The organism is Streptococcus sp. 3167 (assembly GCF_013277175.1).
GTDB classification, from domain to species: domain Bacteria; phylum Bacillota; class Bacilli; order Lactobacillales; family Streptococcaceae; genus Streptococcus; species Streptococcus pseudopneumoniae.
In genome coordinates this window covers 2,996-16,760 of sequence record NZ_VMML01000036.1, presented here as the reverse complement: position 1 = coordinate 16,760, position 13,765 = coordinate 2,996, and the positions used below count along the sequence as shown (strand labels likewise).

General features: G+C 41.1%; 14 protein-coding genes and 2 riboswitches. Of the genes, 1 reads left to right on the top strand and 13 read right to left on the bottom strand.

Features of this window, described 5'->3' with window-relative positions; all coding sequences use genetic code 11:
- Window positions 1-107: 107 nt before the first annotated feature.
- The 4 genes from spxB to HT678_RS05860 all read right to left on the bottom strand — a co-directional run bounded on the left by spxB (window position 108) and on the right by HT678_RS05860 (window position 5,119).
- Complete coding sequence (gene spxB / locus HT678_RS05875) at window positions 108-1,883, bottom strand: pyruvate oxidase (RefSeq protein WP_023941447.1); 1,776 nt, start codon at window positions 1,881-1,883, stop codon at window positions 108-110.
- 205 nt (window positions 1,884-2,088) lie between these two features.
- The gene (locus tag HT678_RS05870; protein ID WP_138703461.1) at window positions 2,089-4,332 is read right to left on the bottom strand and encodes a heavy metal translocating P-type ATPase; all 2,244 of its coding nucleotides are present in this window, start codon (window positions 4,330-4,332) and stop codon (window positions 2,089-2,091) included.
- 9 nt (window positions 4,333-4,341) lie between these two features.
- Window positions 4,342-4,713: a cupredoxin domain-containing protein gene (locus tag HT678_RS05865; protein ID WP_138703460.1), complete on the bottom strand. Its 372-nt coding sequence runs from the start codon at window positions 4,711-4,713 to the stop codon at window positions 4,342-4,344.
- Between the two features lie 10 nt (window positions 4,714-4,723).
- Entirely contained in the window at window positions 4,724-5,119 is a 396-nt protein-coding gene (locus HT678_RS05860) for a CopY/TcrY family copper transport repressor (RefSeq protein WP_138703462.1), read from the bottom strand.
- Between the two features lie 183 nt (window positions 5,120-5,302).
- Window positions 5,303-5,401, top strand: a riboswitch (TPP riboswitch).
- A gap of 83 nt (window positions 5,402-5,484) precedes the next feature.
- Between HT678_RS05860 and thiD the strand changes: the two genes are divergently transcribed.
- On the top strand, window positions 5,485-6,276 hold the full coding sequence (thiD, locus tag HT678_RS05855) for a bifunctional hydroxymethylpyrimidine kinase/phosphomethylpyrimidine kinase (RefSeq protein WP_000221735.1): 792 nt from the start codon (window positions 5,485-5,487) through the stop codon (window positions 6,274-6,276).
- 208 nt (window positions 6,277-6,484) lie between these two features.
- Here the strand turns inward: thiD and thiE (HT678_RS05850) are convergent, their stop codons facing one another.
- The 9 genes from thiE (HT678_RS05850) to thiM form a co-directional block, all read right to left on the bottom strand.
- Window positions 6,485-7,117, bottom strand: coding sequence for a thiamine phosphate synthase (gene thiE, locus HT678_RS05850; protein WP_138703459.1), 633 nt, complete (start codon window positions 7,115-7,117; stop codon window positions 6,485-6,487).
- Entirely contained in the window at window positions 7,110-7,913 is an 804-nt protein-coding gene (locus tag HT678_RS05845) for a hydroxyethylthiazole kinase (RefSeq protein WP_172924690.1), read from the bottom strand. Before HT678_RS05845 ends, thiE (HT678_RS05850) begins: the two co-directional genes overlap by 8 nt.
- The gene (gene thiW / locus HT678_RS05840; RefSeq protein WP_001225551.1) at window positions 7,913-8,437 is read right to left on the bottom strand and encodes an energy coupling factor transporter S component ThiW; all 525 of its coding nucleotides are present in this window, start codon (window positions 8,435-8,437) and stop codon (window positions 7,913-7,915) included. Before thiW ends, HT678_RS05845 begins: the two co-directional genes overlap by 1 nt.
- 5 nt (window positions 8,438-8,442) lie before the next feature.
- Window positions 8,443-9,132: a thiaminase II gene (tenA, locus tag HT678_RS05835; protein WP_000397182.1), complete on the bottom strand. Its 690-nt coding sequence runs from the start codon at window positions 9,130-9,132 to the stop codon at window positions 8,443-8,445.
- A 10-nt stretch (window positions 9,133-9,142) separates the two neighbouring features.
- Window positions 9,143-9,793 (bottom strand): energy-coupling factor transporter transmembrane component T, encoded by a 651-nt coding sequence (locus HT678_RS05830; protein ID WP_138702933.1) that lies wholly within the window; start codon window positions 9,791-9,793, stop codon window positions 9,143-9,145.
- Window position 9,794: 1 nt separating this feature from the next.
- The gene (locus tag HT678_RS05825; RefSeq protein ID WP_138703457.1) at window positions 9,795-11,180 is read right to left on the bottom strand and encodes an ABC transporter ATP-binding protein; all 1,386 of its coding nucleotides are present in this window, start codon (window positions 11,178-11,180) and stop codon (window positions 9,795-9,797) included.
- The gene (locus tag HT678_RS05820) at window positions 11,181-11,741 is read right to left on the bottom strand and encodes an ECF transporter S component (RefSeq protein ID WP_171043597.1); all 561 of its coding nucleotides are present in this window, start codon (window positions 11,739-11,741) and stop codon (window positions 11,181-11,183) included.
- 260 nt (window positions 11,742-12,001) lie between these two features.
- Window positions 12,002-12,090, bottom strand: a riboswitch (TPP riboswitch).
- Window positions 12,091-12,205: 115 nt separating this feature from the next.
- Complete coding sequence (gene thiE / locus HT678_RS05815; protein ID WP_055386815.1) at window positions 12,206-12,835, bottom strand: thiamine phosphate synthase; 630 nt, start codon at window positions 12,833-12,835, stop codon at window positions 12,206-12,208.
- 1 nt (window position 12,836) lies between these two features.
- The gene (gene thiM / locus HT678_RS05810; protein WP_166735412.1) at window positions 12,837-13,619 is read right to left on the bottom strand and encodes a hydroxyethylthiazole kinase; all 783 of its coding nucleotides are present in this window, start codon (window positions 13,617-13,619) and stop codon (window positions 12,837-12,839) included.
- Window positions 13,620-13,765: the final 146 nt, after the last annotated feature.

The following is a 13,765-nucleotide window of genomic DNA, read 5'->3' as shown; positions in this document are numbered from 1 at the left end:
CTCTCCTCCATAAAAAGACCGGATTGCTCCGATCTTTTAAAGTTCCGCTCTATGAAAATCAAAGAATAAAGTCTACAAGTTTCATATTTGATTTTCGGCGAGAGGAATTATTTAATTGCGCGTGATTGTAACCCTTCTTCTTCCAAGAAGAGACGGAATGGTACGAGTTCTTCTGCTTCGTATTTTTCCTTGAAGGCTTTGATAGCTTCTTCTGAGTGAAGTTTTGGATCCAATTCAAGTACTTCTACTGGAAGTGGACGGTGTGGAGTGATGCGAGCATCGATTACAATAGTTTTACCTTCTTTGTTGAGTTTAACAGCTTCTGCAACAACTGCATCGATGTCTTCGATACGGTCAACTGTAAATCCTACAGCACCTTGCGCTTCAGCGATTTTCGCATAGTCAGCATTAGAGAAGTCACAACCAAACAAGTGTTTGTTTGTGTCTTCGTATTTGTCCTTGATGAAGGCATATTTACCATTTGAGAAGACAACGTTGATAACTGGAAGGTCGTATTGAACGTTTGTGATAACGTCTGGGTAGCACATGTTGAATGCACCGTCACCCATGATGTTCCATACTTGGCGATCTGGATTGTCTTTCTTAGCAGCGATACCACCAGGAAGGGCAATACCCATTGTCGCAAAGAGTGGAGATGTACGCCACATGTTCTTAGGTGTCATGTGAAGGTGACGAGTAGATGTTTGAGTAGTGTCACCTACGTCGATTGAGTAGATAGCGTCTTGATCAGCATGTTTGTTGATTGCATTGTAAACTTGATACAATTGCAATTCACCCTCAGTTTTACCTTCGAGTTTGTTCATGTAATCACGCCAGTTTTGGTTGTTCTTCACGTTTGCACGCCACCATGGAGTAGATTCAACTGGATTCACTTTGTCAAGGATTGCTTTGGCTGCTTGACCTGCATCACCAAGGATTGAAGCGTCAAGGGCGTGACGTTTACCAAGTTTGTAAGGGTCAATATCAACTTGAATGAATTTTTCAGTGTTCTTGAATGCTTCGTAAACTTCAGCAAATGGGAAGTTTGAACCAAGGAAAAGAACTGTGTCTGCTTCAAAGACCACTTCGTTGGCTGGCTTCCAACCAACACGGTAAGCAGAACCTGTCAAACCTTCATAGTTCCATTCGAAAGCTTCAAAGTTTTTACCAGTTGTGATAATTGGTGCTTTGATTTTACGTGACAATTCAGTGATCACTTCACCAGCTTTAACACCACCGTAACCAGCATAGATAACTGGACGTTCAGCATTGTTCAAGATTTCAACAGCTTTGTCGATTTCAACTTCGTTCAAAGCAGGAGCGATAAATGAACGCTCGTATGAACCTGATCCATAGTATGAGTTTTCGTCGATTTCTTGGAAACCAAAGTTTACTGGGATTTCCACAACAGCTGGACCTTTTTTAGAGACTGCAGCACGGCAAGCTTCGTCGATTACTTTTGGTAATTGCTCAGCGTAAGCTACGCGTTTGTTGTATACAGCGATACCGTTGTACATTGGGTTTTGGTTCAATTCTTGGAAAGCATCCATGTTCAATTCATTAACTGGACGTGATCCAAGGATCGCTAGGAATGGAGTGTTATCCATAGCTGCATCGTAAACACCGTTAATCAAGTGAGTCGCACCTGGACCACCTGAACCAACTGCAACCCCGATTGAGCCACCGAATTTAGCTTGCATAACCGCTGCAAGAGAACCTGTCTCTTCATGGCGAACTTGCAAGAAGCGGATATCTTTGTCTTCAGCCAAAGCGTCCATCAATGAGCTGAGTGTTCCTGATGGGATACCGTAGATTGTATCTACGCCCCATGTTTTCAATACGTTAAGCATTGCTGCAGATGCAGTAATTTTTCCTTGAGTCATAGTGATAACTCTCCTTCAATTTTTTAGACTTGGAGAATACGATTACATAGAATTGGAAACGTTCTCCAAATTTTTACTATTCCACTATATCATATTTATGTTGACTTTTCTAAAAATCTGCTCAAAACTCTCTACTTTCTATTCTAATACAGTTTTGAAAGTGCTGCCATTCCTGTTTTATAACAAAGAAATCTAGTCATTACTTTTAGTCTATTTTACTAAAGTTTAGTAAGAGTGAACTAGTCAGAACAGATACAGAACTAAAGGCCATGGCTAGACCTGCCAATTCTGGAGTGAGCGCCAGTCCAACACCAGAAAAGACTCCTGCTGCAATCGGAATTCCGACGACATTGTAGATAAAGGCCCAGAAAAGATTGAGCAGAATTCGATTAAAGGTTTTCTTACTCATGTCAAAGGCACGCACCACGCCTAGGAGGTTATTGGTTGTCAACACTAAATCTGCTGACTCGATGGCAATATCTGTTCCAGCCCCCATAGCAATTCCCACATCTGCTACACTGAGGGCAGGGGCATCATTGATACCGTCCCCAACAAAGGCTACTTTACCAGCTGATTGTAGTTTATGAATTTCATGGGCTTTTTCTTCTGGCAAGACACCTGCAATGACCTCTTCGATTCCGATCTGATCGGCAATAGCACGCGCCACACCTGCATTATCTCCTGTCAGCATGACTGTTTTAAGGCCACGCTTTTTCAACTGACTGATGGCTAGCTTGGCATTTTCCTTGGGAATATCTTGTAGTGCAAGCAAGCCTTTGATTTCATTGTCAACAGCCAAGAACACAACTGTCTTAGCTTCTTTTTCTAGTTCTTCTAGTTTATCTTGATAAGTGCTAGAAATGTTCATGCCATCCAGCATTTTAGCATTTCCAAGCAAAACTTGTTTTCCATTGATTTGCCCTGAGACACCTTTTCCGTGCAAGGCTTGGAAATTTTCAACAGTGTGAAACTCAAGTCCAGCTTCACTCGCTCGTTTCACAACGGCTTCAGCCAGTGGGTGTTGAGAAGCTTCTTCCAAGGAAGCTGCCAATCCAAGCACTTCTACTTCGTCGCCGATGATATCTGTGACCACAGGTTTCCCTTCCGTCAAAGTCCCGGTCTTATCAAAGACGATAGTTTGAACTTTCTGGATTTCCTGTAGAACCGTTCCATTTTTGAGGAGAACTCCCATCTTGGCACTGCGACCTGTCCCCACCATAAGGGCTGTCGGTGTTGCAAGTCCCAATGCACAAGGGCAGGCAATAATCAGAACTGCTACTCCATAGAGAAGCGAAGACACAAAGCTCGACCCAAGCACAACTACACTATCCCTGAGCAAGACGAACCAAACCCAAAAGGTCACAATCCCTAAAATGACAACTGCTGGGACAAAAATCCCTGAAATTTTATCCGTCAAGTCCTGAATCGGCGCACGACTTGTCTGAGCTTTCTTCACAAAATCCACAATCTGAGCCAAAACAGTCTCTGAACCGACTTTTTCTGCTCTAAAAACAAGTGTTCCACTATTATTGATGGTTGAGCCAATGACAGTATCTCCAACTGTCTTGTCCACAGGCAGACTCTCACCTGTCACCATAGACTCATCAATACTAGAGACACCTTCTACTACGACACCATCAACCGCAATCTTTTCACCGGGACGCACTCGAATCAGGTCACCTACCTTGACTTGCTCCAAGGGAACTTGAACATAGTTATCCTCACGCAAGACTTCTGCAGTTTTAGCCTGCAAGTCAAGTAATTTCTCCACAGCTTGGGAAGTATTTTTCCGCATTTTCTCCTCAAAAACGGCTCCCATAAGAACGAAGAAGAAGATAAATGCAGCACTTTCAAAGTAAACGGGGAGGCCAGCGAAGAGGGCAACTAAGCTATAGAAATAGGCCACTAGGGTTCCCAGCGCAACCAAGGTATCCATGTTGGCATTGTGCTTTTTAAAACTAGCCCAAGCACTTTGGATATAAGGACCACCTGCTACTAGCATAATCGGTGTTGTGGCTAAAAAGGTTCCCCAACGCAGGACTTGGTGACTAATTCCTCCTGTCGACATCCCAATCATGAGAATCACAAGAGGCACAGTAAAGATACTAGTAATCCAAAAACGCTGTAAAAGTGATAGAGATTTTCGAGTCTTCTCAACTACGGTATAACTCCCCTTTTGCATCTTCATGCCACAAGAAAATTCATGTTGGCCTAATTCTTGAGGAGTAAAACGAATTGTCTTCTCTTCGTCTACGCCGATTGGTTCCAAGATGCCTTCTTCCTCAAAAAGAATTTCCTTATAACAGTTTGAAGGAGTCACACGATGAAAGGTAATCTCAGCTGGAATTCCCTTTTGAAGCTGAATATGGGCTGGATGATAGCCTTTGTCTGCCGTGATACGGATTTTTTGAACACCATTTTCAAGACTTGCTTTTACAATTTCTGTCATAGTCTCCACCTACTCTACAATCATCTTGCCGTGCATCATGTTCATACCACAAGCAAAGCCAAACTCTCCAGCCTGCTCAGGCGTGATTTCCACTACATACTCTTCCCCCATTGGCAGGTTCGCATGTACACCAAAATCTGGAAAAACAATTTGATCCAGACAGGGTGAAGGATCCTTGCGGTCAAAGACAATGCGGGCTGGCACTGATTTCTTGAGAATAATCAACTCAGGCGTATAGCCTCCCATGACTTCCACTCGAATCTCTTGGTAGCCCTTTTTTTGCTGGGTCTTTTGTCCAGATTTTTCAGGCTTTTTGAAAAACCAAAACAAGATAAACGCGATAAGGGCAATACAAATAATGGTTACAATACTATTTAACATGACGTCTCCTTTACATACAATTACATTTTACTTCTGTTACAGCGCTTGATTTCTTCTCAGAAATCACAGCTTCCAAGTCTTCCAAGTCAGCCTGAGTAAAATCACATTCAGTAATCAAATCAGCCAACAAGTTCTTAATCCTACGGGAACAAACCTTGTCCTTAATATCTTGGACAAGTAAATCCCGACTTTGGTCCAAAGTTAAAAGGGCTGAATAGACAAAGGACTTGCCTTCTTTTTTCCTCGTCAGACACTCTTTCTCAACCAAACGAGCCAAAAGAGTTTGAACTGTGGACTTGGACCAGTCAAACCGCTCCGCCAGAACCCTAATCAAATCTGAACTGGTCTGCTCCCCCTGCATCCAAATAATCTTCATGACCTGCCATTCTGCATCTGAAATCTGCATCATCACACCTCCAAAATCTACATTTGTCGATTACAATTGTCAGTATACTCTTAAAATCTACAATTGTCAATTATTAAAATGCTTATTACTTCTAAAAATAAATTTTTAACTATTTAGTAAACAATTTTCAGTCAAATATTACTATATAAACAATAAAAATATGCTATACTAAAGAAAAAAGAAAACAACCACTAGGGGTGCGTAAAGCTGAGATTAACGACTGTTAGATCCCTCTGACTCAATCTAGGTAATGCTAGCTGATGGAAGTGGAAATGATAATGGGGACTAGCAGTCTTCTATTGCCTTCCTGAAACAGATTAGCTTGTTCTTAAGAATACAAACTTCAGTTGGTTGGGAGGTTTTAGATGACTTATTTACCCGTTGCTTTGACCATTGCAGGTACTGACCCTAGTGGTGGTGCTGGCATTATGGCTGACTTAAAGTCGTTCCAAGCTAGAGATGTCTATGGAATGGCTGTTGTAACCAGTCTTGTCGCTCAAAATACCAGAGGTGTTCAATTGATCGAGCACGTTTCTCCTCAAATGTTGAAAGCCCAATTGGACAGTGTCTTTTCTGATATTCCACCTCAGGCTGTAAAAACTGGGATGTTGGCAACTACCGAAATCATGGAAATCATCCAGCCCTATCTTAAAAAGCTGGATTGTCCCTATGTTTTAGATCCAGTTATGGTAGCGACTAGCGGAGATGCCTTGATCGACTCAGTTGCTAGAGACTATCTCAAAACAAACCTGCTTCCCCTTGCAACCATTATCACGCCAAATCTTCCTGAGGCAGAAGAGATTGTTGGTTTTTCAATCCATGACCCCGAAGACATGCAGCGTGCTGGTCGCCTGATTTTAAAAGAATTTGGTCCTCAGTCTGTGGTCATCAAAGGTGGCCATCTCGAAGGTGGTGCTAAAGATTTCCTCTTTACCAAGGATGATCAATTTGTCTGGGAAAGCCCACGAATTCAAACCTGTCACACCCATGGTACTGGATGTACATTTGCTGCAGTGATTACGGCTGAACTAGCCAAGGGAAAGAGCCTTTACCAGGCAGTTGATAAGGCCAAGGCCTTTATCACGAAAGCCATCCAAGACGCCCCTCAACTCGGTCATGGTTCTGGCCCAGTCAACCATACAAGTTTTAAAGATTAAGAAAAAAACTCTCTAGTTCCCACTTTAAGGGAATTAGAGAGTTTTTATACTCTTCGAAAATCTCTTCAAACTACGTCAGCTTCCATCTGCAACCTCAAAACACTGTTTTGAGCTGACTTCGTCAGTCTTATCTAAAACCTCAAGGCAGGGCTTTGGGCAAGCTGCGGCTAGCTTTCTAGTTTACTCTTTGATTTTCATTGAGTATTAGTTAGGAAATAATGTCATGCAACTTTGTTAAAAAGGCTTGCGTTTTTGCCTCAATATCTTCTGCCTGCATCAAATCACGCACTACAGCTACACCAGCTATACCCGTGTCCATAAGCTGATCAATATTCTCTGATGTCAAGCCGCCAATAGCAACTACTGGAATGGCGACCGTTTGGCAAATTGTTTTCAAGGTCGATATCAGAGTAATGGGCGCATTTTCCTTGGTGGTGGTTGGGAAAATGGCTCCTGTCCCCAAGTAATCTGCACCTGATTTCTCCGCTTCCAGAGCTCTTTTAACCGTTTTAGCGGTGACACCGAGGATTTTTTCAGGACCCAAGACTTTGCGAGCTACCGAAACTGGTAATTCATCATCTCCGATATGCAGACCTGCTGCATCAACCGCAAGACAAACATCCAACCGATCATCGATTATCAAGGGTACCTGATAAGCATCTGTTATTTCCTTGACTTGTTTTGCCAGTTGATAATATTGATTGGTTGTGAGATTTTTTTCTCGCAATTGGACTATGATAACCCCTGAACGGCAGGCCGTCTCAACTTTTGCAAGAAAGCTTTCCACGGAATCTTGATAACGATTGGTTACCAGATATAGTCTAAGTGCTTCTCTATTCATAAACCTCTCCTTTGATGGTATCTAGCCAATTTTCATCTCTTTTGAGGAGCGAAAGCTGATTGAGTACTTGGTAACGAAATTCTTCCAATCCCAGTCCTTGAACAACTATTTTCTCAGCAGCGATATTGAGATAAGAGACTGCTAAGCAAGAAGCTTCAAAACCAGTCTTTCCTTGGCTGAGAAAAACAGCTGTTAAGGCTCCAACCAAGTCTCCTGTCCCTGTTATCCAGTCTAACTCTACACAGCCATTCTCCAATACAGCAACCTGATTCTTCGAAACGATAAGGTCCTTGGGGCCAGTGACTAAGAATGACATACCAGGATAGGTCTGACACCAGTCTTTCAAGACTTGAAGCAAATCCTCCGTTTCTTGATCTTTAGCACTCGCATCGACCCCAACGCCGTGGTGTTTTAAGCCAACAAGACTTCGAATTTCTGACATGTTTCCTTTAAGGACCGTTGGGCTATAGTCTAAGAGGTCTTTAACTAAGCTCTTACGAATGGAGGAAACCGTTACGCCAACCGCATCTACTACCATTGGAAGAGAAACTTGAGCTGCATACGAGGCTGCCATGCGGATTGCTTTTTCCTTCTCAGCTGACAAATGCCCCAAATTGATGAAGAGAGCCTGACTTTGCTTAGTAAAATCAAGAACCTCACGGGGATCATCTGCCATGACAGGTTTGCATCCCAGAGCCAAAATCCCATTTGCCAGCATCTCACAAGAAATCTCATTGGTCATACAGTGAATAAGAGAACTCGTTCCCAGAGGAAAAGGATTTATCAATTCCTGCATCATTCTATCCTTTCACCAAAGAAATATCCCTGCACTTTTTTAAAGAATTCCTGCTTGATTAAAAATCGAAAAGCAATAAAGGAAATCGCTGTACCAATCAAGGTTGCTCCGAAAAATCGAGGAGTGTAGATAAACCAGCTAAGCTTAGCAGCCGATCCTGTAAAGAGTACCATAACAGGATAGGAAACAATAGAACCAATAATACCTGTTCCCACAATCTCTCCTAGAGCGGAATAATGAAATTTTCGACCATACTTATAAAAGAGACCTGCCAGGAGGGCTCCAAAAGTTGCTCCTGTAAGAGCTAAAGGTGGAATCCCTTGAGTTGTCATACGGATAAAAGCTGTCACTGTAGCCATAGCCAAGGCATAAACAGGTCCCATCATGATTCCTGCTAGAATATTGACTACACTGGACATCGGTGCCATTCCCTCAATCCGAAAGATAGGTGTAAGGACTACATCAAGGGCAATCATCATAGATAAAATGGTTAATTTGTGAACTTGTAATTGGTGCTTTCTCATGTTTATTATTCTCCTTTTTCTAAAGACTGTAAATCGCTCTTCCATGTCTGGTGTTGGTAGGCCATTTCCCAAAACTTGGCTTCCATATGAACACTGATGTGGAAGGCATCTAGCATTTTTTTCCTGTCTGTCTCGTCACTTTCTCGATAGAGTTGATTGACCAGCGCTCCCTCCTCTCTGATCTGCTGCTCTAACTCATCCGTAATATAAGTTTCAATCCATTGTTGGTAGAGAGGATTTGGTGATGGTTTAAGATTAAGTGATTTGCCTATATCATGGTATAACCAAGGACAAGGCAGCAAACTTGCAAAGGCAATGGCTAAGTTCGGCTCTGCAAATTGCCTATAAATATGTGAAATGTAATGATAACAGGTTGGAGCGATTGGATGTTGCTCCATTTCCTGGTCGCTGATTGCCAATTCCTTGAAAAATTGTTGGCGGATGAATAACTCACCCTCCACTAAACCCTGAGCATTTTGTTTCAAGAGCCTTTTCATCTCTTGGTTTGAAGTCTTATCAGCCAAAAGGTGATAGATTTCCGAGAAGGCCTTCAGATAGTAGGCATCCTGAATCAGGTAATAGCGGAAAATGGCAGGTTCTAAATTTCCCTCTTGTAATTGTAAAATAAAGGGATGATGAAAGGAAGCCTGCCAAGCTTCCTTGGATAATTCCATCGCAATATCTGTAAATTCCATAATAACTCCTTTATAAAAATAGACTGGTTTGAAGCAATAAAAAGAAAAGCAGGTAGATTAATTTTGTTTTTTTAGGAATATAAAAAGTCCGATAGTTATTCTCCACCTGTGCATGTTCGTCATATCCATGCGCCGATAGAGCTCTCAGGTAAAGATGGCGCCACCTAAAGACCGTCATCAAAACCTTACTGTAAATCAAGGGCGACCAAAAATGTAGTTCTTGACCGCGTAATAGGCAAGCTTCTTTGAGGGATTTGATTTCTTTCTGGATAAGGGGAAAGGAATTGAATACCACAATCAAGGCATAGGCCCATGACCGTGATAGCCCCTTTTGAGCCAAGTACAAGAGAAGCTCTTTTAGGGAAATAGAAGAAATAAAGACAAGGCCAATACAAACGGTCACAAAGGCCCTCGTTCCAAGCATGACTGCCTGTGAAGCATCTCCGTGTAACTGAACTGCCCAGTAGTTGGCAAAAGATGGTAAAATGGCGAGTAGAATCATCCAAGCCAATACTTTAAATCGACGGTAATAGAGCATAAAGAGAATACAGAATGCGACTACCGAAAGATTCAGAGCAATCGAAGGAATGAAAGATGTTTCCAAGGATAAAATCAGCAAGAAGAGACTGATAATTGGTGTCTGGGTTGCTACTTTGACCATACTATCTCACCTCCCCTTGAGTATTGCTACTCTGAGATGTGAGTGGTTTGGCAATGGTCACTTCTTTCACATGACTGAGACCCTGACTAGTCATCTCAATCCAATAATCAACCACAGAGATCAAAGGATCTAAACGATGGCTAATGATCAAAAAACTTCTTCCTTGATTCCTCTCCTCCACAATCCACTGACAGAAATAATGGCAGGCTCTATCATCCAAACCTGCAAAAGGTTCATCTAGCAAAATCACGGAAGCCTTACTAGTCAAGATGGTCAAGAGCTGAAGAATCTTTTGCTGGCCACCACTTAATTGATAGGGACTCTTATCGAGTGACTGCTCCAAATCAAAATATCGTAAGGCTTGAAGAATACGCTGATTTCTTTCAGAATCAGGTCCATCTAATTGAAGTTCCTCTCGCAGACTGACTCGGATAAACTGCTTCTCAGCTTCCTGAACAATACTCGTCAGTTCACGGTACAAACTCTTTTTCTTTTTCAGGACTGTCCCCTTCCAGGTAATGCGTCCCTTATACTTTTGAAATTGAAGAATAGACCGAAAGAGGGTTGATTTCCCGACACCATTGTCACCCAGGATACAGGAAATTCCTTGGTAAAATCTGAAATCAATAATCGAAAAGAGGGAGCGCTTATCCAGCTCACAAGTCGTTCGATCCATATGGAATAGTTCCGGGCTAGAAGCAACTTCCTTTGAAGTAACCTGTGTCATCTCAGAGGAAGGGATTTGAAACACTTCCCTTAGTTGTCCATCTCTTAGCTCAACCATATGGTCGATATAGGCTTTATAGTCAGATAAATCATGGTCGCACAAAATAACTGTCTTCCCATTAGAGACCAACTCTTTTAGAATCTCCAATATCTCTATCCTACTCTTGCGATCAATGGAAGCGAAGGGCTCATCTAATAGATAGACCCTAGGATTCATGGCAAAGAGGACAGCCAGCGCTGCTTTTTGCTTTTCCCCACCTGATAAGTGATGGATGGGACGGTGCAAGATGTCCTTGCAACGACATTGCTGGACAACCTCTGCTATTTTAGAATCAATTTCCTGAAGGTGATAGCCGATATTCTCCAAGGTGAAAATCAGCTCCTCAAACAAGCTCTCCAGGGTAAATTGATGATTAGGATTTTGAAAGAGAATACCAACCGTTTGGACACGTTCGATGATAGAAAGCTGACTGACTTCGCTCCCATCTATCAGTACTTGACCGCTATAGGGAAGAGAACTAACTTGGGCAATAACTTGAAAGAGGCTCGATTTTCCAGACCCACTGCTCCCAACCAACAAGGTAAAAGCTTGCTCATGAAAAGTAAAATCAATCGGTTCCGAAAAAATTGGGGACTGAATCTCCCGTAATTCCAGACCCATCTATGCTTTTCCTCCAGTTGCAAACTGATAATAGAGTTTGACAATGGCACGAACCAAGATGGTACAGAAGAAATAAACAGAAATAAAACGTACCACAAGCAAGGAAAGGACAAACGGAAGAGAAAAGGCGTAGTAACCTAACTTAATGTATTCATAGACAAAGCTAACAAGCGTAATCCCAATACTATTGGCAGTTAGAGAGAGCCAACTTTCATAGCGATTCTTGGTTACGATAAAACCAAGTTCACTTCCCAAACCTTGAACCAAGCCGGACAAAAGAGCGCCTAGACCGAATTGGCTACCATAAAGGACTTCAGCAAGCGCAGCTAGTACTTCTCCAATCGTTGCACTTCCGACTCTCGGAACAAAGATGGCAGCAATGGGCGCAGCCATACACCAGAGACCGAAGAGGATTTCATTGGCAAAAGCCTGCAAACCAAGAGGTGTTAAGAGTAGGCTGAGAATATTATACACATATCCTGAACCAACGAAAACCCCACCAAAAAAGATAGACAAGAAAGCAAGCAAGATAACATCTTTTAACTGCCATTTTTTCAACATAAAAAACTCCTTTTTTAAAGAAAAGTGGGGCACTCAAGAAGACCGACCTAAATACTTTGTATAGCAGATTGAATTTAGAACAGTACACAAGAATGCTAAAATATTTCTAGAAATTAATTTGAATTTTCTAATTGATTTGTTCGCATCTTATTTCAATCTACTATATCATCTTCATCCAGTTTCGTAAAAGAAAAAACTCTAATTACAGATAGGAATTAGAGTTCAGCTTACAAGATTAGACCGTTCTTTTCGACATACGAAAAAAACTTTTCACATTTCCCTTCGCCAGTCTTAACTGTATCAGGTTCAATGGGTATCATCTCAGCCTAAAGCACCCCAAATGTCTTTATTATTTAATTATGTGATTATTATAACACACATTTTATACTAGTTCAAGAAATTGAACTGGAAATACAGCCTTGCACTCTCAAAGACAGCAGATCTTTCTTGGGTTAGATAGATACCTATTGTTCACTCATTTCCCGAACAGTTTTTTCTATATTTTTTGCATACGATATTGCTGAAATGATTGAAACACCATCCATATTAGTCTTCATAATGTCTTTAATATGTTGCGTCTGTATCCCACCAATTGCAACTAAGGGCATTTGTGGCAATAGTTTTCTCATCAATTTAAGACCTTCATAACCTATAGCACCTCCAGCATCATCCTTTGACTGGGTATCAAATACAGGACCAACACCAACATAATCTACATATTCAACTTTTGACTGTTGAAATTCTTTCTCGTTTTTTATAGAAAGACCAATTATTTTATCTGGCATCAATTTTCTAATTTCATCAACTCCAAGGTCATCTTGTCCTACATGTACGCCATCAGCGTCAATTTCCATCGCCAAATCAATATCATCATTAACAATAAACGGAACATTGTATTTTTTACAAAGATCCTGTAGTTTAATTGCTACTTCGACTTTTTCTTTACCTTCTAAGGCTCCCTCACCTTTTTCACGAAATTGAAATAAGGTTATACCACCTTTTAAGGCTTCCTCAACGACTCTATATAGATCTTTTCCTTGGCAAGTAGCCGTTCCACAAATAAAATATAGTTTTAGTAATTCTTTATGAAACATTTTACTTCACTCTTTTGAATTCCTTTACATCTTCATCTGAAATCTCGTATAAGGCATTCATAAATTCAACTTTAAATGTTCCAGGAAGATGTCCATTTGGACGTTTTTCTGCCATTTCTCCAGCGATATTGTAAACCAACATTGCTGTTTCTAATGATTTCAATTCTTGACCTTTTTCTAGTCCGATAAAGCTTGCTACCACTGCCCCTAATAAACATCCTGTCCCAATGACTTTTGGCATCATGGCACTACCATTATGAATCGTTACCACTTCTCCATTAACAGCAATCGCATCAACTTCTCCAGTCACTACTATTGGAATATGAAACTTAGCGTTGGCTGCTAGAGCAATCTCATCAATATTATCCACACCAGCACTATCTACTCCTTTAGATGCCACATTTATACCTACTAAAGAAGCAATCTCTCCAGCATTCCCCCTAATCGCAGCTAGTTTATAATTGTTGATTAGATCATCTGCTACTTTTTTTCTATATTCTCCTGCTCCACAGGCTACAGGATCTAAAACTGCTGGGACATTATATTTCTCTGCAATTTTCAGAGCAGCTTGGTATAATTTCCAATTTTCATCTGTCAATGTTCCTATGTTTATTAATAAACCACCAGCATACTTTAACAAATCCTCTAAATCTGCTGGAAACTCACTCATGGCTGGTGAGGCGCCCAGTGCTACTAATCCATTTGCTGTGAAATTTTTTACTACATCATTGGTTATACAAATGACCAATGGTGCTTTTTCTTTTAATAATTTTAAACTTGTCATATTGAAATCCTTCCTTTTCACTTTATACGATCTACTGATTTCGGTTTATCTCTATCTTTCGTTAAGAAATTTTTCAGTTACATTGAATGATTTATACTCAATGAAAATCAAAGAGCAAACTAGGAAGCTAACCGCAGGTTGCTCAA